Here is a 20,113-nt window from a genome sequence, read left to right on the forward strand (position 1 = left end):
TCATATGGGTGTGGCTGATTTGCCACGCAATGGTCGGGCGCGGGTTTTATCGCTCCCTGGAGACGGCCCGCACCGGCGGCTGGTTTCGGGTGCGACGGCAAGTCCCGCAAGCGCAAACGCGGGCACATGCCGCTCTCCGGAAAACCTTCGATCCCGGCGCCGTCGCCTCTCTCGCTGTTGACTTTGAGCCCGCCGCAGCGGAAGCCGAAACCCATGATCAAGGTCACCGCGCTTTACCGCTATCCCGTCAAAGGCCTGTCGCCGGAACGCCTCGCAGACGTGCGGCTCGACGAGGGCGAGACCATGCCCTTCGACCGCGCCTTTGCGATCGAGAACGGCCCCTCGGGCTTCGATCCGGAAAACCCGCAGCATCTGCCGAAGATCCGCTTTTTGATGCTGATGAAGAACGAGCGGCTCGCCACCTTCGAAAGTCGCTTCGACGAGGGAACGCAAGAGCTCTCGATCACGCCGAAGGATGGCGGCTCGGCCGGCTTTTCAGGCTCGCTTGCCACACCGGAAGGCCGTGCGGCGCTCGAAGCCTGGGTGGCGGCGGAATTCGCCGCAGAGCTGCGCGGTCCGCCGCGGCTCCTGCGCGTACCGGGTCATTCCTTTTCCGACGTGCGCACGAAATCGCTGCATCTCGTCAATCTTGCGAGCCTGCGCGAGCTTGAGGCAAAGCTTGGCCGCAGCCTTAATCCCCTCCGCTTCCGACCCAACATCGTCATCGACGGGGCACCTCCCTTTGCCGAATTCGACTGGATCGGCAAGACGCTGGACCTGCCTGAGATCGCTCTTTCAGGGCGAAAGCGCACGCAGCGCTGTGCTGCCACCAATGTCGATCCGGCGACGGGTGCGCGCGACACGGCCCTCCCGCGTGCCCTCATGGATCTTTACGGCCATTCCGATTTCGGCATCTATCTCACGGTTGCGCATGCCGGCTCGCTGCGCGAGGGCGACACGTTTTCACTGCCCGCCTGAGACCTGCCGGCCTGAGCCCTCCCAGCCCGGTCTCTGCCAGCCTGAGCAAACGGGCCTTTCTTGCCAGGCCCCGATAGCGGATACGAAAAAGGCGCGGGCCGAGACCCGCGCCTGATAGCATTTTTCGAAGAAACGAAACTTATTCCGGGAAGGCCGCCAGAGCGGCCGTGCCGTCGCGCGTCGGCTCGCCCTTGTCGGCGTTCTTGTCGGCGTTCTTGTCGTCGCCCTTGCCGTCGGCCTTCATCTCGACCTTGGCTTCGCCGTTGCCATTGCCGTTGCTTTCGCCGTCGGCAGCCACCGCCTTTTTGGTGCGGCGGCGCGGCTTCGGAGCCGGTGCGGCTTCACCCGTTCCGTCATCCGTCCCGCTATCGGCGGCTTCGGCGTTGTCGGCCTTGGCGGTCTTGCGGGCCCTCGGCGCCCGGGCGGGCTTGGGCTTTTCGGCGGCGGGCTCATCCGTGTTCGAATCGTCCGAATTGCCGCTGTCGGCACTCTCGGCGACCGCAGCCGGACGACGGCGGGTGCGGCGCGGGCGGCGCTCGCTGCGCTCCTCGCCATCACCTTCGTTCTCGTCGTCATTGTCGCTCGACGCGGCCTGTTCGTCGCGATTGCGGCCGTCGCGATTTCCCCGCCGTCCATCATCGCGGCGCCCGTCATCACGACGGTTGTCGTCACGGCGGTTATCATCGCGGCGGTTATCGTCCCGATTTCCCGAGCCGCGCGTCTCGCGCTCGTCGGAATCGCGGTCGTCCTGGCGCGAATCGTTGCGCGAGGGCTGGCGATGGCCGTTCATCGGACGGTAGTCGTCGCTATCGTCGTCGTCGTCCTGATCCTGATTGTTGACGCTTTGCTGCTGCGGCATGTTCGCCTGCGCAGCCATCAGGATGCGGTTGTAGTGTTCTGCGTGCTGAAAATAGTTCTCGGCCGAGACATTGTCCCCCGAAGAAAGCGCATCGCGTGCCAGCAAGGCGTATTTGTCGGCGATGTGCTGAGCCGTTCCACGAACTTTGACGTCCGGCCCATTCGATTCATAGCTTCTCGAAAGAGGATTAGGCCCCTTGCGGTTGCGTCCCCGCGACCGCCTGTTCTGATTATGCCTCATCAACCGTTCTCGCTGGTTTAGAGCTTTTTGATCCGTGCCCCTACTCGCCACGGCTTGACCGAAGCTGAGTTTTCCAATCGCACGATTCCCAATTCAGCCGGAGCTGCCCGTGTCGTTCATGACCATCGGTGGCGAAGACGTGCAAACGATCCGTGCTGGGGGCGATAACTTCGCCTGTCTCAAGGACATTTGTGTGGCGTTGTGCCCCGGATCGCCTCTTGACCGTAGCGAGATTGACTTGGATTTCCAAGTTATTTTTTCGCATTGCGGCAGGCGAAAGCAGCGTGTGTAACACTGCCATCACAAGCTTTCCTGGCGCTGACCACACGCACGATTCCGGCAAGATCGACTGTCTCGGAACATGCAGAAAGTCCGTTTTCCTTAAGAAGAGCCGTGACGCTTTCCGCCTGGCCCGCACCGATCTCCAGGATAAGTGCACCGCCCGGTTTCAAAAATTCGGGAGCGACCTCTGCGATCGCCCGGTAGGCGGCCAGTCCGTCTTCGCCGCCATCGAGTGCCATTCTGGGATCGAAACGCTCGACCTCCGGCATCAACGTCGCGACGACGTCGCTCTCTATATAGGGTGGATTGGAAACGATAAAAGTCAGGTTTTGTGGCGCGACCACCTGTCCGAGGTCGCGAAAGTCGCCGTGAAACGGCAGGAATCGCTCATCCACCCCATGCCTGGCGGCGTTTTTGCGGGCGACATTGAGCGCGGCCGCACTCAGATCGACCGCGACACAGCGCGCCTGGCGGAGTTCGCGCAACAGCGCCACGGCAATGGCGCCGCTTCCGGTGCCGAGATCGGCGAAGACAATCGGCTCGCTCTGCCGCTCCGGCCCGAGGAAGGCGAGTGCGGTCTCGACCACATGTTCCGTCTCCGGCCTGGGCGTCAAAACCTCCGGCCCCACCTGAAACGAAAGCCCCCAGAATTCCGCTTCTCCGAGAATGCGCACGACGGGCTCTCGTGCCACCCGGCGTTCGATGAAGGCGGAAAACCGCGCCTCCTCCTCGCCCGTCACCGGCGCATCACCCGCCGCGATCAGCTGTTCGGCGGAAATTCCGCAGGCATAAGCCAGAAGCAGACGCGCATCGCGGCCCGGATCGGCGATGCCGGCCGCCTTCAGGGTTCCACGCGCTTGCTTCAAAAGCGCGTCGCGGCTTGGCGCCCCGCGACCGGCCGGACTTCTCGCTATTTCCCCGCCCTCATGCCGGCTCGGCTTCGATCGCGGCAAGCCGGTTCGCCTGGTCGTCGGCGACGAGCCCGTCGACCAGTTCGTCGAGCGCTTCACCGGCCAGAACCTTGTCGAGCTTATAGAGCGTCAGATTGATGCGGTGGTCGGTCACCCGCCCTTGCGGGAAATTGTATGTACGAATGCGCTCCGAGCGGTCTCCCGAACCGACCTGGCTCTTGCGCGCCGAGGCGCGTTCGCTGTCGGCCTTCTCGCGCTCCATGTCGTAAAGCCGCGCTTTCAGAACCTGCATGGCCCGCGCCCGGTTCTGGTGCTGCGACTTCTCCGACGAGGTGACGACGATGCCCGTCGGAAGATGGGTGATGCGCACCGCCGAATCGGTCGTGTTGACGTGCTGCCCGCCGGCGCCCGAGGCGCGCATCGTATCGATGCGGAGGTCTTCCTGGCGGATCTCGATATCGACATCCGCCGCCTCCGGCAGGACGGCGACCGTCGCGGCCGAGGTATGAATGCGCCCGCCGCCTTCCGTCTCCGGCACGCGCTGCACCCGGTGCACGCCCGATTCGAATTTGAGCCGCGCATAGACGCTGCGCCCCGAGATCGAGGCGATCACTTCCTTATAGCCGCCGACTTCGCCCTCCGAGACGGAGAGGATTTCGACCTTCCATTTTTTGAGATCGGCATAGCGGCAATACATGCGGAAAAGGTCGCCGGCAAAAAGCGCCGCCTCGTCGCCGCCGGTGCCGGCGCGGACTTCCAGGATGGCGCTTTTGGAATCCGCCTCGTCGCGCGGCAGAAGCAGAACCCGGATCTCGTCGGCGAGCACGGCGATGCGCTTGCGCAGCGCATAGGCCTCCTCCTCGGCGAGTTCGCGCATCTCCGCATCGCTGTCGCGATCGGCCATCAGCGCCTCGGCGTCTTCAAGCTCCTGCTGGGCCGCAAGCAGCTCCTCGCCCTTGCCCGCCACTTCCTCGATCTCGGCGAGCTCGCGCGACAGGCGGATGAAGACCTCCGTCTCCGGCGCCTTGGTGAGTTCCGTGGTGATGGCGTTGCGGCGGGCAATGAGCCCGTCCAGTCGTTCTTTCGGTATCATCCGCTCTCTATAGCGAGAATTCGCTCACACGGGGATGCGTTCGATATTCGCCCAGGCCCGCAATTCAGTGCGGAGTTCTGACGCGCTCACATCCTCGTCCAGCATGGCATTGAGCCGTTCGGCAAGGGGTTCAAGCCGCAATTCCAGGATCATCGCCTTGATCGGCCCGATCGACGACGGCGCCATCGACAAGGACCGATAGCCGAGCGCCAGAAGCGCCATGGCTTCGAGCGGCCGCCCGGCGATTTCGCCGCACACGGAGACCGGCTTGCCCATATCGCGCGCCCGGTGCGCGACCTTGCGCAAGGGGCGCAGAAACGCCGGCGACAAAGCATCGAAACGGCCGGCGAGTCGCGTCGAGCCGCGGTCGGAGGCCATCAGGAACTGAAACAGATCGTTGGAGCCGACCGACAGGAAATCGACTTTCGCCAGCAATTCGTCGAGCTGCCACAGAAGCGATGGCACTTCCAGCATCGCCCCGAGCTCCACCTTGTCGGCGGTCGGATGGTCGTGGCGGCGCAAATGCGCCTCTTCGTTCCGGACGATCTGCGCGGCGCGTTCGAATTCCGACACCTCCGTCACCATCGGGAACATGAGGCGCAAAGTGCGTCCCGCCGCCGCCTTCAACAGCGCACGGATCTGCGTCTTCAAGAGCGCCGGCCGGTCGAGCCCGAGCCGGATCGCGCGCCAGCCGAGCGCCGGATTTTCTTCCGGATGCGTGCGGATATAGGGCAGCACCTTGTCGCCGCCGACATCGAGCGAGCGGAAGGTCACGGGTTTGTCGCCGGCCCCTTCCATGACGTCGCGATAAAACCCCTCCTGCTCGCCGAGCCGCGGAAACGACGAGGCGATCATGAACTGCAATTCGGTGCGGAAGAGCCCGATGCCCGACGCCCCCGATTCCTGAAGATGCGGCAGATCCATCATCAGCCCGGCATTGATCATCAAGGAGACGTCGACGCCGTCCTTGGTCGAGGCTGGCGTGTCGCGGAGGCGGCGGAACTGCTCCTGCCGCCGCGCCCGGAAGCGCACCTTGTCGACATAGGCGAGCTCGATATCGCCCGGCGGGCGCAGATGCACCTCGCCCGTCTCCCCGTCGACGATGACGGGATCGCCCGATTCGGCGAGCGCCACGACGTTTTCCACCTGGCCGACGGTGGCGATGCCGAGGGCCCGCGCCACGATCGCCACATGGTTCGTCGGCGCCCCGTCTTCGAGCACCAGGCCGCGCAGCTTGTCGCGGTCGTAATCGAGAAGTTCGGCCGCCCCCATATTGCGCGCGACGACCACCGCATCGGCCGGCATCTGCGCGCTGCCGGGACCATGCGGGCGGCCCATCAGCGTGCGCAACAACCGGTTGCCGAGATCGTCGAGATCGTGCAGCCGGTCGCGCAGATAAGGATCGGCGCTGCGTGCAAGCCGCGCCCGCATATCGCTTTGCACCTTCTCCACCGCCGCTTCCGCGGTCAGGCCCGCCGCCACCGCCTCGCGCAGCCGCCGGACCCAGCCCTGATCCTGCGCGAACATCCGGTAGGCTTCGAGAATGTCGCGATGCTCGCCCTGCCCAGCCTCGACACCGCGCGCCAGAAGATCGTCGACGGAAAGCCTCAGGCTCCGCATCGCCTCGTCGAGGCGCACGAGTTCATGATCGACGTCTTCGGCGATCAGCTGCGTCACCACCACGCGCGGTTCGTGCAGGAGCACTTTTCCGAGCCCGATTCCTTCCGAAAACGCCGCACCTTCCAGACGAAAAGGGCGGTTGAGATCGAGGTCGGCGCCGGGCGTGGCGAGGTCTTCGATTTCGCCGGCGGCAAACATTTCGGCGAGCACCATGGCTGTCGTCTGCAGGGCTTCCACCTCCTCCTCGGTGTAGGAGCGGTGGGCGCGGTTCTGGACGACGAGTACGCCGAGAGTGCGGCCGGCCCGCAGGACCGGCACGCCGAGGAAGGAATTGTAGATCTCCTCCCCCGTCTCCGGCAGATAGGCGAAGGCCGGATGCTTCTGCGCATCGGGGAGATTGAGAGGCCTCGCTTCCGCCGCGATGAGGCCGACCAGGCCGCGGCCGACGCGCAAGGTGGCGCGATGGACGGCCGAAGCCTTCAGGCCTTCGGTGGCGAAAAGCTCGAGCGCCCCATCGGCGCGCAGGATGTAGACGGAACAGACCTCCGTCACCATGTTGGCGGCGATCAGCCTGACGATCTTATCCAGACGATCTTGTGCGCCGATCGGCTCCGCCATGACTTCGCGGAGCCGCCTGAGCAGCACTCTCGGTCCGGCAAGCGTCTCTCGCATTGCAGGCAGACCCCCTCATCCCGTCGCCGTGCGCAGTCTCTCACGGCCGCCCCGTCCCCCGTGGGCGCCGTATTCGACGTTAGCCCGTCAAGTCTTGTCCAGTTCGTATATTGAATGGAGGGTGCGTACGGCAAGTTCGGTATAGGCGGCGTCGATCAGGATGGAGATCTTGATCTCCGAGGTCGTGATCAACTGGATGTTGATGCCGCGCGCCGCGAGCGCCTTGAACGCCTCCGCCGCGACGCCTGCATGGCTGCGCATGCCGATCCCGATGACGGAAACTTTCGCGACGTCGCTCGACCCCGAGACCATCTCCATCGCCACGCCCGGGCGCATCCCCTCGATGAGGGCGAGCGCGCGGTCGAAATCGGCCGTCGTGACCGTGAAGGTGATGTCGGTGGTGCGCCCGTCCTCGGAGATGTTCTGCACGATCATATCGACATTGATCGCCTGGTCGGCGAGCGCGCCGAAAATGGTCGCGGCGACGCCAGGTCGGTCCTCGACGCGTCGCAGCGTGACCTTCGCCTCGTCCCTGGAATAGGCGATGCCGGTGACAAGTTGCTTTTCCACGATTTCGTCCTCGTCACAAATGAGCGTGCCGATGGGCAGGTTGTCCTCGCCGACCTGCGGCGCATCCGGATCGTCGAAAGAGGAGCGCACGAAGGTTCTGACCCCGTGCACCATGGCGAGTTCGACGGATCTCACCTGCAGCACCTTGGCGCCGAGAGACGCCATTTCGAGCATTTCCTCAAACGCGATCTTCGGCAGGCGCCGGGCGCCCGATACGATCCTCGGATCCGTCGTATAGACCCCGTCGACGTCGGTATAGATGTCGCAGCGCTCCGCTCCGAGGGCCGCCGCGAGCGCCACCGCGCTTGTATCCGAACCGCCGCGGCCGAGCGTGGCGATGCGGTTGTCGGGGGCAACGCCCTGAAAGCCCGCGACCACCGCCACCTGCTGGCGGCTCATGCGGTCGAGAAGCGTGCGGGAATCGATATCGGCGATGCGTGCCACGCCATGCGCGGCATCGGTGCGAAGCGGGATCTGCCAGCCGAGCCAGGAGCGCGCATCCACGCCGATCGATTGCAAGACGATGGCGAGAAGCCCGGCCGTCACCTGTTCGCCCGAAGCGACGACGGCATCGTATTCGCGCGCGTCATGCATGAGCGAGGCTTCGCGGCACAATTTGACGAGCTTGTTCGTCTCGCCAGCCATCGCGGAAACGACGACGGCGACTTCGTGGCCGGCATCGACTTCACGTTTCACATGGCGCGCAACACGGCGGATGCGGTCGAGATCAGCGACAGAAGTGCCGCCGAATTTCATCACGAGGCGGGACATTTTCGGCTCGGCTAGGCCTGATGGAATTTATGGGTACGACCCGCCAAGAAGAATGGCACAAGGCCGCGGCCGGGCACCCCGGCGCGCCGCTTTTAGCCGGGAATGCGCCCGGGGGCAATCGGCGCGACAGCGAGGCTTTCACCTTTGGCGGAACCAGGGTGTTCGTCGCCGAACACAACCTAGAAATGATACGAAAGAGCGTAACCCATAAATTGCAGCCATCGATTGAGTGTCATGAAACAGCGATAGTCTCCGCTCAAACGGGAGGACGCTCATGAAAATGCGCACGCTCAGCATTGGCACGTTCAACCTCTACAATCTCAACGAGCCTGGCCTGCCAATGTATTCCGACCGAGACGGCTGGTCGCACGAGGTCTACGGTCGAAAAATCGCATGGACCCAGCATGTCATAGGCCTGCTTCGGCCCGACATCCTGGGATTCCAGGAGCTGTGGCACGGCAACTCCCTCAAAGCCGCTCTGGAAGCGTCCGGCCTCGCGGACGATTACGACATGCTCGTGCCGGACGACGCCGATGGCCAAAAGATCGTCTGCGCCGCCATCGTCCGCCGCGGTCTTCTCGAAGGCGATCCCGATTGGATCGTGGCGTTTCCGGAGAGGTTTCTATTGAAAAGCACGGGCGACGATCCGCAGACCCCGGAAATCAGTGTCGCCATTGAGAGTTTTTCACGCCCGGTCCTGCACTTCCGCATCCGCCCCCGCGAGGACGAGCCGGCTGTGCAAGTTTATGTCTGTCACCTGAAATCGAAATCGCCGACCAAGGTTTATCGCGAGGCATGGTTTCACGAAAACGAAGACATCTACAAAAAGCACCAAAACAGTCTCGGCGCGGCCCTCTCCACGATCCGCCGCACTGCTGAGGCTGCAGCGCTCCGCTTCCTCCTGTCGGAACAGATGAAAGGAACCCGGACCCCCGTCATCGTCCTTGGGGACATCAATGACGGGCAGCATTCCAACACCGCCAACATCCTGACAGAGCAGCCACGTTATCTCGTCGGCGATTCGAAGGGCGGTGGAGATGTCAGCCTCTATACGGCGCAAACTCTGCAGGAATACCGCAGCACTCGCGATGTCTATTACACGCACATATACAAGGAATTCCGAGAGTCCCTCGACCACATCCTGGTCAGCGAAGAGTTCTACGACAACAGTCGCCGCCGGTTGTGGATGTTTGACGGCATGACGGTCGCCAACGACCACCTCAATTACGACGACCACAAAGAGAGCGGCACCAGCGACCACGGGGTCATCTGCGCCACCTTCAAGCACCGCCCGATCAAGGTCGAGGCGCGCGAGATCGCCGAAGGCGGCACATGATGAAAGGTGCCTCGTCCGTGTTTATGGAAAGCAGGTCGCAGCCGGGAAGGCTTGACTTCCGACCCGTTCGCCACCTCTTCTCCGCACGCGCCCAAGCGGAGGACAACATGCAGGCCGGCTCATCCACCATCGATCCCAAGGAAGTCGCCAAATTCGAGCAAAGCGCTCAGGATTGGTGGGGCGGCATCAAGAACAGCCCGCTGCATAAGCTCAATCCGGTGCGGCTCGATTATATCGTGCGCCATGTCTGCGAGCAGTTCGACCGCGACCCGCGGGCTCCGAAACCGTTTACGGGGCTCGACATCGTCGATGTCGGTTGCGGCGGCGGGCTTCTCGCCGAACCGATGGCGCGTCTCGGCGCCAAGGTGACGGGTATCGATCCCTCCCCCGCCAACATCGAAGTGTCGACCGGCCACGCCGCCGAAAGCGGCCTCGTCATCGATTATCGCTGTGCGGCAGCGGAGGATCTCGCCTCCGAACGCGCTCTCTTCGATGTCGTCCTGTCGATGGAAGTGGTGGAGCACGTCACCGATGTGGAGGCCTATATCGCGGCCGCCGCGGCACTCGTGAAGCCTGGCGGCCTCATGTTCCTCGCCACCTTGAACCGCACCATGAAATCCTTCGCGCTCGCCATCGTGGGCGTCGAATATGTGCTCGGCTGGCTGCCCCGCGGCACACATGAGCACCATCGTTTCGTCAAGCCGCGCGAATTGGCCGACGCCTTGATGGCGGGAGGTCTCACCATCAAGGACGAGACCGGCGTCGTCTACAACCCGCTGACGGACAGAATGCGCCTGTCACGCGACATGGATGTGAACTATATGATGCTGGCAGAGCGGCCGGCACGCTGAGCGCCGACGGCCTGAGCGTCTGAGCCCTTTCCCTTCGAGCCTGCCGTCACGTGATCACCAGCGCTGAGATCTGGTCGTTTCTGACCGTCGTCATGATCGACGTCGTGCTTGCCGGCGACAATGCCGTCGTCGTCGGCATGGCGGCGGCGGCCCTGCCCGCGAAGCAGCGCACCAAGGTCATTGCGATCGGCATCGCCGCGGCGACCGTCATGCGCATCGCCTTTGCGCTCGTCGCCGTCGAACTCCTTGAAATCATCGGCCTGTTGCTCGCCGGCGGCATCCTGCTTCTCTGGGTGTCGTGGAAGCTGTGGCGGGAACTCGAGGCCGATCGGAAGGCCTGCCACGAGAGCGGGCATCACGCCGCATCCCTCGAAAACCCGCAACCCAAATCCATGGGTCAGGCGGTCTTTCAGATCATTCTGGCCGATCTGTCGATGTCGCTCGACAACGTTCTCGCCGTCGCGGGTGCCGCGCACCAGCACCCCTGGGTGCTCGCCTCGGGCCTCATCCTGTCGGTCGCGCTCATGGGCGTCGCGGCAAGCCTCATCGCCGACCTCCTGCATAAGCAGCGCTGGATCGCCTATGTCGGCCTGCTGATCATCGTCTACGTGGCCGGCCACATGATCTGGGAAGGCGTTGAAGAGATCGCCACGGTCGTCGCCTAAACGTCGTCACCTAGAGGTGGTCGCTTAAGACCCGCCCCGGGAGCTCACGCGGCCGCGCTCTTCAACACGGCGACGAAATGGATCGAAGCCGCCGCCACCACGAAGGCGTGCCAGATGGCGTTCTGGAACAAAAGCCGCTCCCAGACATGAAAGATGACGCCCGCCGAATAGACGATGCCGCCGCCGATCACGAGCCAGACGACGGACGACGACAGCGCCTCCGTCAGCGGTCCATAGGCGACGATGCCCGACCAGCCGAGGCCGAGATAGGCGACGAGCGCGACGCGGTCGAAACGGTGCGGCACGACGAGTTTTCCGAAGACGCCCGCCGCCGCCACGCTCCACACGAAGGCGAGAAGCCACCGGGTCTCGCTCACCGCCATGAAGGGCGTGTAGGTGCCGGCGATCAAAAGAAAGATCGCCGAATGGTCGAGCCGCCGCAACACGGCCTTCACGCTTCCCGCCGGCCACAGATTGTAGGCGGCCGAAATCCCGAGCGAGAGAACGAGCGTCCCGAGATAGACGCCCAGCGCCGCCATTTCCCCGGCGGGCACGTGTCCGCTCAAGGCAAGCGGCACGGCGATCGCGGCCGCGATCGCAAGCGACAGGCCGAGCCCGTGCACGACCCCGTCGGCCCACAATTCCGCCGGCGAATACCGTACCCCTGGTGCTCTGCGCATTCTGTCTCCTGTTCGCTCATCTTTGGCTTTCGAAATCACTTAGCGGGCGCGGCCGCGGCAGCAAGGCGCCCGCCGAACACGCTTGCGTCAGCGACTGTTGCGCGCCCGCCACAGACTGGAACGGTTGCGCGCAACGTGCCGGAACCGCTTCTTCAGCCTTCAGGTTGTAGCGCCATCAATCTGAACGGAGACGATCAATGCGATTTGCCAAAAACGCGACGCTCGCAGCGGCCGCTCTTGCGGCGCTCTCGACCACCGCCCTCGCCCAGAGCGCGGCAACCGCCACCACCGACCTCAACATCCGCTCAGGCCCGGGACCGGAATATCCGATCGTCGGCTACATTCCAGGCGAGGACGAGGTCACCGTGAACGGCTGCCTCCAGGGCAGCAAATGGTGCACCGTCACCCATGAAGGCACGCAAGGCTGGGCCTATTCCGATTATCTGACGGCACCGATCAGCGGCTCGCCCGTCGTCATGACCGACCATTACGCCGATGCCGGCGTTCCCGTCACCACCTACGAGCCTTCGGGCGCCGAAACCGGCGGCACGGCGGGCGGCGCGACCGGCATGGTCGGCGGCGCGGTCGCCGGCGCCTTGATCGGCGGCCCCGTGGGTGCAGCGGCGGGCGCCGCGATCGGCGGGGCCGCCGGGACGGTCGGCGGCTCTGCGGCCGGCGCCATCATCGATCCGCCCGAGACCGTCACCACCTATGTGCAGACGAACCCGGTGCAGCCCGTCTATCTCGACGGCGAAGTCGTGGTCGGCGCAGGCGTACCCGAAACCGTCACGCTAACGCCGATTCCGGATTACGACTACGAATACGCCTATGTGAACGGCCAGCCGGTCCTCGTCGAACCGGGCAGCCACCGCATCGTCTACGTCGTCCGCTGACCCTGCAGGAGAAGGCTCACCCCCCGGGTCTTCTCAACCCCACAGCAGGCCTCCCCCGGCCCGCAAAGACGCAGACCGCAGACCCGCCCGCGTGGCGGGTCTTTTTTGCACGGCTCTCCTGAAATGCAGCCACCTGGCAAGATCGTAGGATCTATGCCATATTGAATAGCATGTTGAGCGGACGTTTTGTCCGCGAAAACGCAGGAGCCTCAGATGACCTCGCAATCGGCAGCGAGCCTTCCCTCCAGGCACCCGGCGCCGGGCGCGCCCCTGCAGGGTGCCGGTCTCGTGGCGGCTTTTGTCGACGAGAAGGGCGGCATCGCCCTCGACGGCGTTGCGAAGCATTTCGGCATGTCGAAAACGCAGCTCGCCGAAACCATCGGCGTCAAGCGCGATACGCTCTACCGCACCTCCCGTCTCACGGCTCCGAAGACGCAGGCACGAGCCTTGGAAATGCTGGAAATTCTGGGCCGTATCGCCGGCTGGGCAGGAGGCGAGAGACAGGCGATGGCCTGGTACCGCGCCGAGCCGATCCCGGCCTTCGGCGACCGCACCGCGGAAGCTCTGGTGAAAGACGGCAAGGCCGCAGCCGTGCGCGATTATCTCGACCATATCGCGCTCGGCGGCTTCGCCTGAGCCACCCCACGCGGAGAAAGCGATGCGCTGGCAGGGAATTGCCTACCGCGCCCATGATCCGCGCTTTGCCTTCGCGCCGACATCGGGCGAAGGCGCCGCCGCCAACGGCGGCCGCTTCAATCCGGTCGGCACCCCGGCGCTCTATCTCGCGCTTACCCTGGAAGGCATGTTCGTCGAGATGGGCCACGGCTTCGGCCATCGCCTCGAGCCGCTGACGGTCTGCTCTTACGACATCGATGTCGACGATCTCGTCGATCTGCGCGACGAGCGATCGCGGGGCCAGGCCGGCGTGACATTGTCCGAGATGGCCTCGCCTTGGGCCCTCGATCGGGCGGAAGGCCGCATTCCGGCCTCCTGGCGTCTGTCGCACCGTCTCATCGATGAAGGTGCCGCCGGCATTCTCGTCCCGTCCTTCGCACGCGGCGCACGGTCCGACATGGCCAATCTGGTCTTATGGCGCTGGGGCCCGGACCGGCCGCACAAAGTGACCGTCCACGACCCGTCCGGCCGCCTCCCGAAAGACATCTCGTCCTGGAGCGCCGACGAGAGCTGAGGCTGCCATTCGCTGGCCGCCCCCGCACCGCGGACTGACTCACGCCCCCCGAACGAACCTATGACGCCCGCTTCATCGCCTCGTCGGCGCAATGCAGCCCTTCCACCTCGATCGTCGCATGATCGATGGCGAAGCGCTCCGCAATGCGCGCCTTGATCGCCCGCACGGTGATATCCGTCGACGCCCCCTCGGCAAGCCGCGCATGCAAGGTCACCATCGGCCGCTCTTCGCTGATCGCCCAGGCATGCACGTGATGCACGTTGAGAACGCCTTCGACCGATTGCGGCAGATCGCGCTCGATCTCCCGGATATCGACGCCCGCCGGCGCGCCTTCGAGCAGGATATGCCCCGACTGGCTCGTCACATACCAGGCGCTGCGCAGGATCAAGAGGCAGACGAGAACCGACAAAAGCGGATCGATCGGCATCCATCCCGTCGTCAGGATGACGATCGCGGCGACGATCGCAGCAACCGAGCCCAGAAGATCACCGAGCACATGCAGGATGGCGCCGCGCATATTGAGGTTCTGCTCCGGCGAGCTGTGCAGCACGAAGAAGACGGCGATGTTCACGATGAGCCCGAGGACGGCGATCACCAGCATCGGCGTACCCATCACCTCGACCGGCGAATTGAAGCGCCTCACCGCCTCCACCATGATCCACGCGCAAATGGCGATGAGCGCGATGCCGTTGACGAAGGCGATCAGAACCTGAAAGCGGTCGAAGCCGTAGGTGCGCTTCCAATCCGCCGGGCGCCGCGCGATGCGGAAGGCGAACCAGGCGAGCGACAAGGATGCGAAATCGGTGAGCATGTGGCCGGCATCGGCGAGAAGCGCGAGCGAGCCGGAGAGAAAACCGCCGATCGCTTCGGCGAGCATGAAGGAGCCGGTGAGCGCTGCGGCGATCGCCATGCGCTTTTCGTTGCCGCCCGCCCCATGCGCATGCGCATGCCCGTGCGCATGGGAATGCCCATGGCCGTGACCATGATCATGATCATGGCTGTGTCCATGCTCATGGTTGTGATCGTGATGTCCGCCGATGGGAGCCTCCCGTGCCAGTCGCCGCCGGTTTAGAAAACTGGACGGAAAAGGTCTAGATTGCTTTCGCGCGCGCTGGGCGCGGCCTAGTTGAAATCTTCCGGCAGGATCGGCAGTGGCTGGAACGCGACGCCCTCGTCCTTGAGCTCTTTGATCTCTTCGCGGCTCGCCTCGCCATAGATGCCGCGCGGATCGCTTTCCTTGTAATGGATGCGGCGCGCCTCTTCGGCGAAGCGATTGCCGACGTAATCGGCGTGCTCCTGGACATATTTGCGCACCTCGCGCATCGCCTCCAGAAACGGCGCCGGCACGGTGGTCGCCACCTGCTGCCCCTTGCCGCCGCCCGCCACAGCAGGCGCACCCGCAGAGCCCGTCTCAGCCGCAACGGAGTGGACCGGCTCGCGCTCTCGCCCGCCCGAAATCGCCGGCGCCATCAAGGCGCGTTCCACCGCCGCCGAGCCGCAATGCGGACAGGAGAGCAGGCCGGCCTCTTGCTGCTCTTCGAAGGCCTTTGAACTGGCAAACCAGGCGTCGAAGCCGTGGCCCTCGTCACAACGCAAATCGTAATGGATCATGATGCCGACCTCATCGGCGGCGCGACGGATGGCGCAAGGGATGGCCCAACTGAGGGCGGAGTGAAGTTACGCTCGTTGGCGAGCGAGGGAATGCGGCCTCTGGCCTCTGCCGATTGCGCCGTGTCGATCTCGGCGATGATCACCTCTTCGCCCTGATCGCCCGCCTCAGACAGAACTTCGCCCCAGGGCGAGACGATGATGGAATGCCCGAAAGTTTCCCGGCCGTCGCGATGGGTGCCCGCCTGCGCGGCAGAGATCATGAAGGCGCCGTTCTCGATCGCTCGCGCACGCTGCAGAACATGCCAATGCGCCTCGCCGGTCTTGCGGGTGAAGGCGGCCGGCGCCGTCAACACCTCGGCGCCCGCCTTGGCGAGTGCCCGGTAAAGCTGCGGAAAGCGCACGTCGTAGCAGATCGAGACGCCGAGCGTGGCAAAGGCGAGCGGCACGAGCACCGCCTCGTCGCCCGCTGTATAAGTCGCCGATTCCCGCCAGCTCTCACCGCCCGGCAGATCGACGTCGAAGAGATGGATCTTGTCGTAGCGCGCAAGGATGGCACCGTCCGCCCCCACCACGAAGGCGCGGTTGGCGATCTTCCCATCCTGACTTTTCAGGGCGAGCGAGCCGATATGAAAGACGATGCCGAGCTCGGAGGCGAGCGCCCGGCAGGCGGCGAGTGTCTGATCGTCCCCCTCCGTCGTGATCGCCGCAAACAGCTTCTCGCGGTCGCGCTCGATGATGTTGCTCATTTCCGGCGTCTGCACGTAGTCGGCCCCCGCCTCGGCGGCGCGGCGCGCCAGCCGCTCGATCGTGGCGATGTTCTCGGAGACGACGTTCGTGGCATTGAGCTGCAGACAGGCGGCCTTGAAACTCACGACGCGGCCTCCTCGCCCGCAAGCATGGGCTCCAGCCGCCCTTGCCGGTCGAGCGCATAAAGTTCGTCGCAGCCGCCGACATGCCGGCTGCCGATGAAGATCTGCGGAAAAGTCTGGCGTTTCGAGCGCGCCATCATCTCGGCCCGCTTGTCGGGCTCGAAGGTGGCGTCGATTTCTTCGTAATCCGCGCCCTTCTCCTGAAGAAGCCGGATCGCCGAGCTGCAGAAGCCGCAAAACTGCCGGGTATAAATGGTGACTTTGGCCATGAATGCTCCAAGCGTTCCCCCAGATATAGCCTCACGGAAAACTTCCGCAACAGAACCATCGGCTTAACGCCGCACCTCAAGGCCTGCCCACCTCAAGGCCTGCACTCAGCCGAGCGGGACGATCCCGGCGCGCGCGAAGGTCACGACGTCGACCTCCTCCGCCCCGGCCTTGAGAAGCGCCTTGGTTGCCGCCTTCACCGTCGCGCCGGAGGTGTAGACATCGTCGACGAGAAGAATGCGGTGGCCGGCGATGACGCCTCTTTGCGCCTCGCGCACCTTGAAGGCACCGCGCAGATTGGCCTGCCGCTCCTTTTGCGACAGGCCGACCTGTTGCCGTGTGCGCCGGCTGCGGATGAGCGCCCGCGGCACGAAAGGGAGACCGAGCTCCTCGGCGATGCCCTTGGCAAGCACGGCCGATTGATTGAAACGCCGCTGCCACAGGCGCGAGCGGTGCAGCGGCACCGGCACCACCAGCGTGCCTTCCCGGGCGAGTTCTCGCGCGGGCCGCAAGGTGAGCGCGATCAGCGTGCGGGCGACCGCCGCCTGATCGTAATATTTGAATTGATGCACGAGGCTGCGTGCCGTTTCGTCGAAGAGGACGGCCGAACGCGCCCGCGAAAACGGCGGCGGATCGGCGATCGCCTGCGCGGAAAGAATGCCGTCACCGAGATCGGCGGCGAAGGGAATGCCGAGAACCGGGCAGAAGGGCTCTTCGATGAAGCGCAGCTTCGCCCAGCATTGCGGGCACAAGAGATCGTGCGCGCCGACGGCCCGCCGGCAGACCGGGCAGAGCGGCGGAAGAAGAAGATCCGCGACCTGTCTCGCCCCCGCTTTCACGATGTCGCGGAAGCCCCTGCGGGCCCGGTGCGCGCCCGATCCCGCCGCCGGAAGAGACATGTCCCGTCGCATTGCGCTTCACCATGGCGCGTCTTGCGCTAGAACCCGAGCATGACCGCTCCTCCGATCCTCGACAAGCATCTCCTTCGCCGCCGCGAAGCGCGCGCCGCCCCCGCTCCGGAAGGCATCGATTTTTTGATGCAGCGGGCGATCGACGAGGTCGCCATGCGGCTTGCCATGGTGGAGCGCCGTTTCGAACGGGCGATCGCCGGCTTCGGCCGGGGCCCGGCCTTGGCCGAGGCGCTTCTTGCCAGCGGCAAGGTGGATGAGGTCCTGCCCTTGGAGCAGAGCCTTGCCGCCGCAAGGCTGCATCGTGTCCGAGCCGCCGTCGCCGATGACGAGGCGCTACCGCTTGCGCCCGAGACCATCAATCTCTTCGCCTCCGTCCTCAGCCTACAAAACGCCAACGATCTTCCCGGAGCGTTCATTCAGATCCGTCGCTCATTGAAACCGGACGGTCTCTGCCTCGCCGTCTTTCCCGGCGGCGGCACGCTCGCCGAGCTGCGCCACGCCTTCATGCATGCGGAGGCCGAAATGATGGGCGGCGTCAGCCCCCGCGTCATGCCCTTTGCCGATATCCGCGATGTCGGCGCGCTTCTGCAGCGGGCGGGTTTTGCCCTGCCCGTCGTCGACCGCGAAGTGGTGACCGTGCGCTACCGCGAGCCGTTGAAGCTGATGGCGGAGCTGAAGGCGATGGGCGCCTCCAATGCGCTGTCTGAACGCGCCCGCAAACCCGCGACGCGCGCGCTCATTGCCCGTGCGGCGGAGGCCTACCGCGAACTCTATGGCGATAAAGAAGGACGGGTGCCGGCGACGTTCGAGCTTTACGCCGTATCCGGTTGGGCGCCGCATGAAAGTCAGCAGAAGCCTGCAAGACGCGGCTCGGGGCAGGTCAGCCTCGCCCATCTTCTGGAAGAGAAGAACCGCGACTGAGTGGGCGCGACTGAAGAGAGGGTGACTGAAGAGGCGGTGACTGAAGAGGCGGCGACGGGGGGATCGAAAGGCGCGCTTTAGCTCCAGCCGATCTCCGCGAAATGCGCGGCGATGCCGTCATAAAGAGCCGTCAGCGCCGGAATGAAGACGCTGAAGCCCGCCAGGAGGGCGATGGTGACCAGCGAGCCGATGAGAGCGTATTCGATCGCCGTCGCGCCGGATTCGTCACGCCGGAGCGAGGTCAACACCAAAGCGAGTTCGCGCAGGCGCGATCTCAGCATGTCGATCACAACAGATCGAGCAGATGGGAAATCAGCGGTTCGTCAGCTGGCGGCATGGCAAACTCTCTCATCTTTTGCGGCCGGACCCAGCGCAGTTCCTGTCCTTCGAGAGCCTGCGCCACGCCAGACCAGCGTCGGCAGACGTAGAGTGGCATCAGCAGATGAACATTTGGATAAGCATGGCTGGCGAACGTCAACGGCGCCAGACAGGCTTCCTGCACATCGATCCCGAGTTCTTCGCGCAATTCCCGGATGAGAGCAGCTTCGGGACTTTCGCTTGCCTCGACCTTGCCGCCGGGGAACTCCCACATGCCACCGAACTCCTTATGGTCCGGGCGGCGGGCCAGGAGCACGCGCCCGTCGGGATCGACAAGCGCCACGGCGACGACGAGGAGAAGCTTCATCGCGGCCTCGTTCAGCTGCGATAATCGCCGTTGATGGCGACATATTCCTTGGTGAGGTCGCAGGTCCAGACCGTCGCCTGGCCGGTTCCGAGCCCGAGATCGACCTTCACCGCAAGCTCGGACCCCTTCATATAGGCGGACGCCGCCTCTTCGGAATAATCCGGGTCGCGCGCCCCCTCGAAAGCGACGCGATGCGGACCGAACCAGATGGCGAGCCGGTCGCGGTCGGCGGGCTCGCCCGCTTTGCCGACGGCCATCACCACGCGGCCCCAATTGGCGTCCTCGCCGGCAACGGCCGTCTTAACCAGCGGCGAATTGGCGATCGAAAGCGCGATCGTCTTCGCCGAGACATCGGTTTCTGCCCCCGTCACGGTGACTTCGAGGAATTTGCGCGCGCCTTCCCCGTCCTTCACCACCTGGAAGGCGAGCGAACGGCAGACCTCGGTCAAAGCCTCCATGAAGCTCTGAAAATCGGCGCTTCCCGGCACGATCTCCGCACCGGCGGTGCCGGTCGCAAAGGCGAGCAGCGTGTCCGACGTGGAGGTATCGCTGTCGACGGTGATCGCGTTGAAGCTCGTCTTCACGGCCTCCGACAAAGCCGTCTGCAAGGCCATCGGCGAAATCTTCGCATCGGTGAAGACGAAGGCGAGCATCGTCGCCATGTCCGGCGCGATCATGCCGGCGCCCTTGGCGATGCCCTGCACGTTCACCGTCCGGCCACCGATCGTCACCTCTTTATGGGCGAGCTTCGGAAACGTGTCGGTGGTCATGATCGCTTCCGCCGCCTCGCGGAAACGGTCGCCGCGCGCCTCTTGAGCGAGCGGGCCGAGATGCCGCCGGAACGGCTCCGGATCGAGCGGTTCGCCGATCACGCCTGTCGAGGCGAGAAAGATGTCCTCGGGTTGACAGCCGAGCGCCTCGGCCGCCGCCTCCGAGCTCGCCTTGGCCGCGGCCTCGCCCTTGGCGCCGGTGAAAGCGTTGGCATTGCCGGAATTGACCACGAGCCCCGCGGCACGTCCGCGCGAAAGCTGCGCCCGGCACCAATCGACCGGCGCGGACGGGCATTTGGACCGCGTGAAGACACCGGCGACCGTCGCCGGCGGATCGAAGGCGATCAGAAGGAGGTCGGTGCGGCCTTTGTAGCGAATGCCGGCCGCAACCGTCGCAAGCCGCACTCCCTCAAGCTGCGGCAGCTCCGCGAATTCGCGGGGAGCCAGCGGCGAAACGCTTGCGCTCATC

The 20,113-nt window shown here is 64.7% G+C and carries 22 protein-coding genes; 8 read left to right on the plus strand and 14 right to left on the minus strand.

Going from position 1 to position 20,113, the window contains the following annotated elements; genetic code table 11:
* Nucleotides 1-213 precede the first annotated feature (213 nt).
* On the plus strand, nucleotides 214-978 hold the full coding sequence (locus tag BLP76_RS13830; protein ID WP_092814851.1) for an MOSC domain-containing protein: 765 nt from the start codon (nucleotides 214-216) through the stop codon (nucleotides 976-978).
* A gap of 139 nt (nucleotides 979-1,117) precedes the next feature.
* On the opposite strand, the gene BLP76_RS13835 is transcribed toward BLP76_RS13830, so the two are convergent.
* From BLP76_RS13835 to BLP76_RS13855, 5 genes are all read right to left on the minus strand, one after another.
* Nucleotides 1,118-2,077 carry a DUF4167 domain-containing protein gene (locus BLP76_RS13835; protein ID WP_092814431.1) on the minus strand — a complete coding sequence of 320 codons (960 nt, stop codon included), beginning with the start codon at nucleotides 2,075-2,077 and terminating at the stop codon, nucleotides 1,118-1,120.
* A gap of 251 nt (nucleotides 2,078-2,328) precedes the next feature.
* Nucleotides 2,329-3,225 (minus strand): peptide chain release factor N(5)-glutamine methyltransferase, encoded by an 897-nt coding sequence (gene prmC, locus BLP76_RS13840; RefSeq protein WP_244514588.1) that lies wholly within the window; start codon nucleotides 3,223-3,225, stop codon nucleotides 2,329-2,331.
* 58 nt (nucleotides 3,226-3,283) lie between these two features.
* Nucleotides 3,284-4,363, minus strand: a complete 1,080-nt coding sequence (gene prfA / locus BLP76_RS13845; RefSeq protein WP_092814434.1) for a peptide chain release factor 1 — start codon at nucleotides 4,361-4,363, stop codon at nucleotides 3,284-3,286.
* 24 nt (nucleotides 4,364-4,387) lie between these two features.
* A complete protein-coding gene (gene ptsP / locus BLP76_RS13850) occupies nucleotides 4,388-6,655 on the minus strand; it encodes a phosphoenolpyruvate--protein phosphotransferase (protein WP_092814437.1) in 2,268 nt (755 codons plus the stop codon).
* 87 nt (nucleotides 6,656-6,742) lie between these two features.
* Nucleotides 6,743-7,996: an aspartate kinase gene (locus BLP76_RS13855; protein ID WP_092814440.1), complete on the minus strand. Its 1,254-nt coding sequence runs from the start codon at nucleotides 7,994-7,996 to the stop codon at nucleotides 6,743-6,745.
* A gap of 274 nt (nucleotides 7,997-8,270) precedes the next feature.
* Between BLP76_RS13855 and BLP76_RS13860 the strand changes: the two genes are divergently transcribed.
* The 3 genes from BLP76_RS13860 (at nucleotide 8,271) to BLP76_RS13870 (ending at nucleotide 10,848) form a co-directional block, all read left to right on the plus strand.
* Complete coding sequence (locus BLP76_RS13860) at nucleotides 8,271-9,332, plus strand: endonuclease/exonuclease/phosphatase family protein (RefSeq protein ID WP_092814443.1); 1,062 nt, start codon at nucleotides 8,271-8,273, stop codon at nucleotides 9,330-9,332.
* A 107-nt stretch (nucleotides 9,333-9,439) separates the two neighbouring features.
* Entirely contained in the window at nucleotides 9,440-10,183 is a 744-nt protein-coding gene (gene ubiG / locus BLP76_RS13865; RefSeq protein ID WP_092814857.1) for a bifunctional 2-polyprenyl-6-hydroxyphenol methylase/3-demethylubiquinol 3-O-methyltransferase UbiG, read from the plus strand.
* Nucleotides 10,184-10,275: 92 nt separating this feature from the next.
* Nucleotides 10,276-10,848 (plus strand): YjbE family putative metal transport protein, encoded by a 573-nt coding sequence (locus BLP76_RS13870; protein WP_092814860.1) that lies wholly within the window; start codon nucleotides 10,276-10,278, stop codon nucleotides 10,846-10,848.
* Between the two features lie 44 nt (nucleotides 10,849-10,892).
* Here BLP76_RS13870 and trhA read toward each other — a convergent pair whose 3' ends face one another.
* The gene (trhA, locus tag BLP76_RS13875) at nucleotides 10,893-11,528 is read right to left on the minus strand and encodes a PAQR family membrane homeostasis protein TrhA (RefSeq protein WP_092814446.1); all 636 of its coding nucleotides are present in this window, start codon (nucleotides 11,526-11,528) and stop codon (nucleotides 10,893-10,895) included.
* A gap of 197 nt (nucleotides 11,529-11,725) precedes the next feature.
* On the opposite strand from trhA, the gene BLP76_RS13880 reads away from it, so the two are divergent.
* From BLP76_RS13880 to BLP76_RS13890, 3 genes are all read left to right on the plus strand, one after another.
* Nucleotides 11,726-12,421, plus strand: a complete 696-nt coding sequence (locus tag BLP76_RS13880) for a DUF1236 domain-containing protein (protein WP_092814449.1) — start codon at nucleotides 11,726-11,728, stop codon at nucleotides 12,419-12,421.
* 213 nt (nucleotides 12,422-12,634) lie between these two features.
* On the plus strand, nucleotides 12,635-13,057 hold the full coding sequence (locus BLP76_RS13885) for an antitoxin Xre/MbcA/ParS toxin-binding domain-containing protein (RefSeq protein WP_092814453.1): 423 nt from the start codon (nucleotides 12,635-12,637) through the stop codon (nucleotides 13,055-13,057).
* A 22-nt stretch (nucleotides 13,058-13,079) separates the two neighbouring features.
* A complete protein-coding gene (locus tag BLP76_RS13890; protein WP_092814456.1) occupies nucleotides 13,080-13,610 on the plus strand; it encodes an RES family NAD+ phosphorylase in 531 nt (176 codons plus the stop codon).
* A gap of 58 nt (nucleotides 13,611-13,668) precedes the next feature.
* On the opposite strand, the gene BLP76_RS13895 is transcribed toward BLP76_RS13890, so the two are convergent.
* The 5 genes from BLP76_RS13895 to BLP76_RS13915 form a co-directional block, all read right to left on the minus strand.
* Entirely contained in the window at nucleotides 13,669-14,520 is an 852-nt protein-coding gene (locus tag BLP76_RS13895) for a cation diffusion facilitator family transporter (protein ID WP_200170592.1), read from the minus strand.
* Between the two features lie 212 nt (nucleotides 14,521-14,732).
* A complete protein-coding gene (locus BLP76_RS13900) occupies nucleotides 14,733-15,221 on the minus strand; it encodes a DUF1178 family protein (RefSeq protein WP_092814462.1) in 489 nt (162 codons plus the stop codon).
* Nucleotides 15,218-16,093, minus strand: coding sequence for a carbon-nitrogen hydrolase family protein (locus tag BLP76_RS13905; RefSeq protein WP_092814466.1), 876 nt, complete (start codon nucleotides 16,091-16,093; stop codon nucleotides 15,218-15,220). The genes BLP76_RS13900 and BLP76_RS13905 overlap by 4 nt, the downstream gene beginning before the upstream one ends.
* Complete coding sequence (grxC, locus tag BLP76_RS13910; protein ID WP_092814469.1) at nucleotides 16,090-16,359, minus strand: glutaredoxin 3; 270 nt, start codon at nucleotides 16,357-16,359, stop codon at nucleotides 16,090-16,092. Before grxC ends, BLP76_RS13905 begins: the two co-directional genes overlap by 4 nt.
* A 105-nt stretch (nucleotides 16,360-16,464) precedes the next feature.
* Nucleotides 16,465-17,256: a ComF family protein gene (locus tag BLP76_RS13915; RefSeq protein WP_092814472.1), complete on the minus strand. Its 792-nt coding sequence runs from the start codon at nucleotides 17,254-17,256 to the stop codon at nucleotides 16,465-16,467.
* Between the two features lie 51 nt (nucleotides 17,257-17,307).
* Between BLP76_RS13915 and BLP76_RS13920 the strand changes: the two genes are divergently transcribed.
* Nucleotides 17,308-18,189 (plus strand): methyltransferase domain-containing protein, encoded by an 882-nt coding sequence (locus BLP76_RS13920; RefSeq protein ID WP_092814476.1) that lies wholly within the window; start codon nucleotides 17,308-17,310, stop codon nucleotides 18,187-18,189.
* Nucleotides 18,190-18,266: 77 nt separating this feature from the next.
* Here the strand turns inward: BLP76_RS13920 and BLP76_RS13925 are convergent, their stop codons facing one another.
* The 3 genes from BLP76_RS13925 to argJ are packed head-to-tail and all read right to left on the minus strand — an operon-like array spanning nucleotide 18,267 to nucleotide 20,112.
* Nucleotides 18,267-18,470: a Flp family type IVb pilin gene (locus tag BLP76_RS13925; RefSeq protein ID WP_111328841.1), complete on the minus strand. Its 204-nt coding sequence runs from the start codon at nucleotides 18,468-18,470 to the stop codon at nucleotides 18,267-18,269.
* Nucleotides 18,471-18,475: 5 nt separating this feature from the next.
* Nucleotides 18,476-18,874 carry an 8-oxo-dGTP diphosphatase MutT gene (gene mutT, locus BLP76_RS13930; protein WP_092814483.1) on the minus strand — a complete coding sequence of 133 codons (399 nt, stop codon included), beginning with the start codon at nucleotides 18,872-18,874 and terminating at the stop codon, nucleotides 18,476-18,478.
* Between the two features lie 11 nt (nucleotides 18,875-18,885).
* Nucleotides 18,886-20,112 carry a bifunctional glutamate N-acetyltransferase/amino-acid acetyltransferase ArgJ gene (argJ, locus tag BLP76_RS13935; RefSeq protein ID WP_092814486.1) on the minus strand — a complete coding sequence of 409 codons (1,227 nt, stop codon included), beginning with the start codon at nucleotides 20,110-20,112 and terminating at the stop codon, nucleotides 18,886-18,888.
* Nucleotide 20,113 lies beyond the last annotated feature (1 nt).

Origin of the sequence: Afifella marina DSM 2698 (assembly GCF_900102695.1) — a bacterium.
Lineage (GTDB): Bacteria > Pseudomonadota > Alphaproteobacteria > Rhizobiales > Afifellaceae > Afifella > Afifella marina.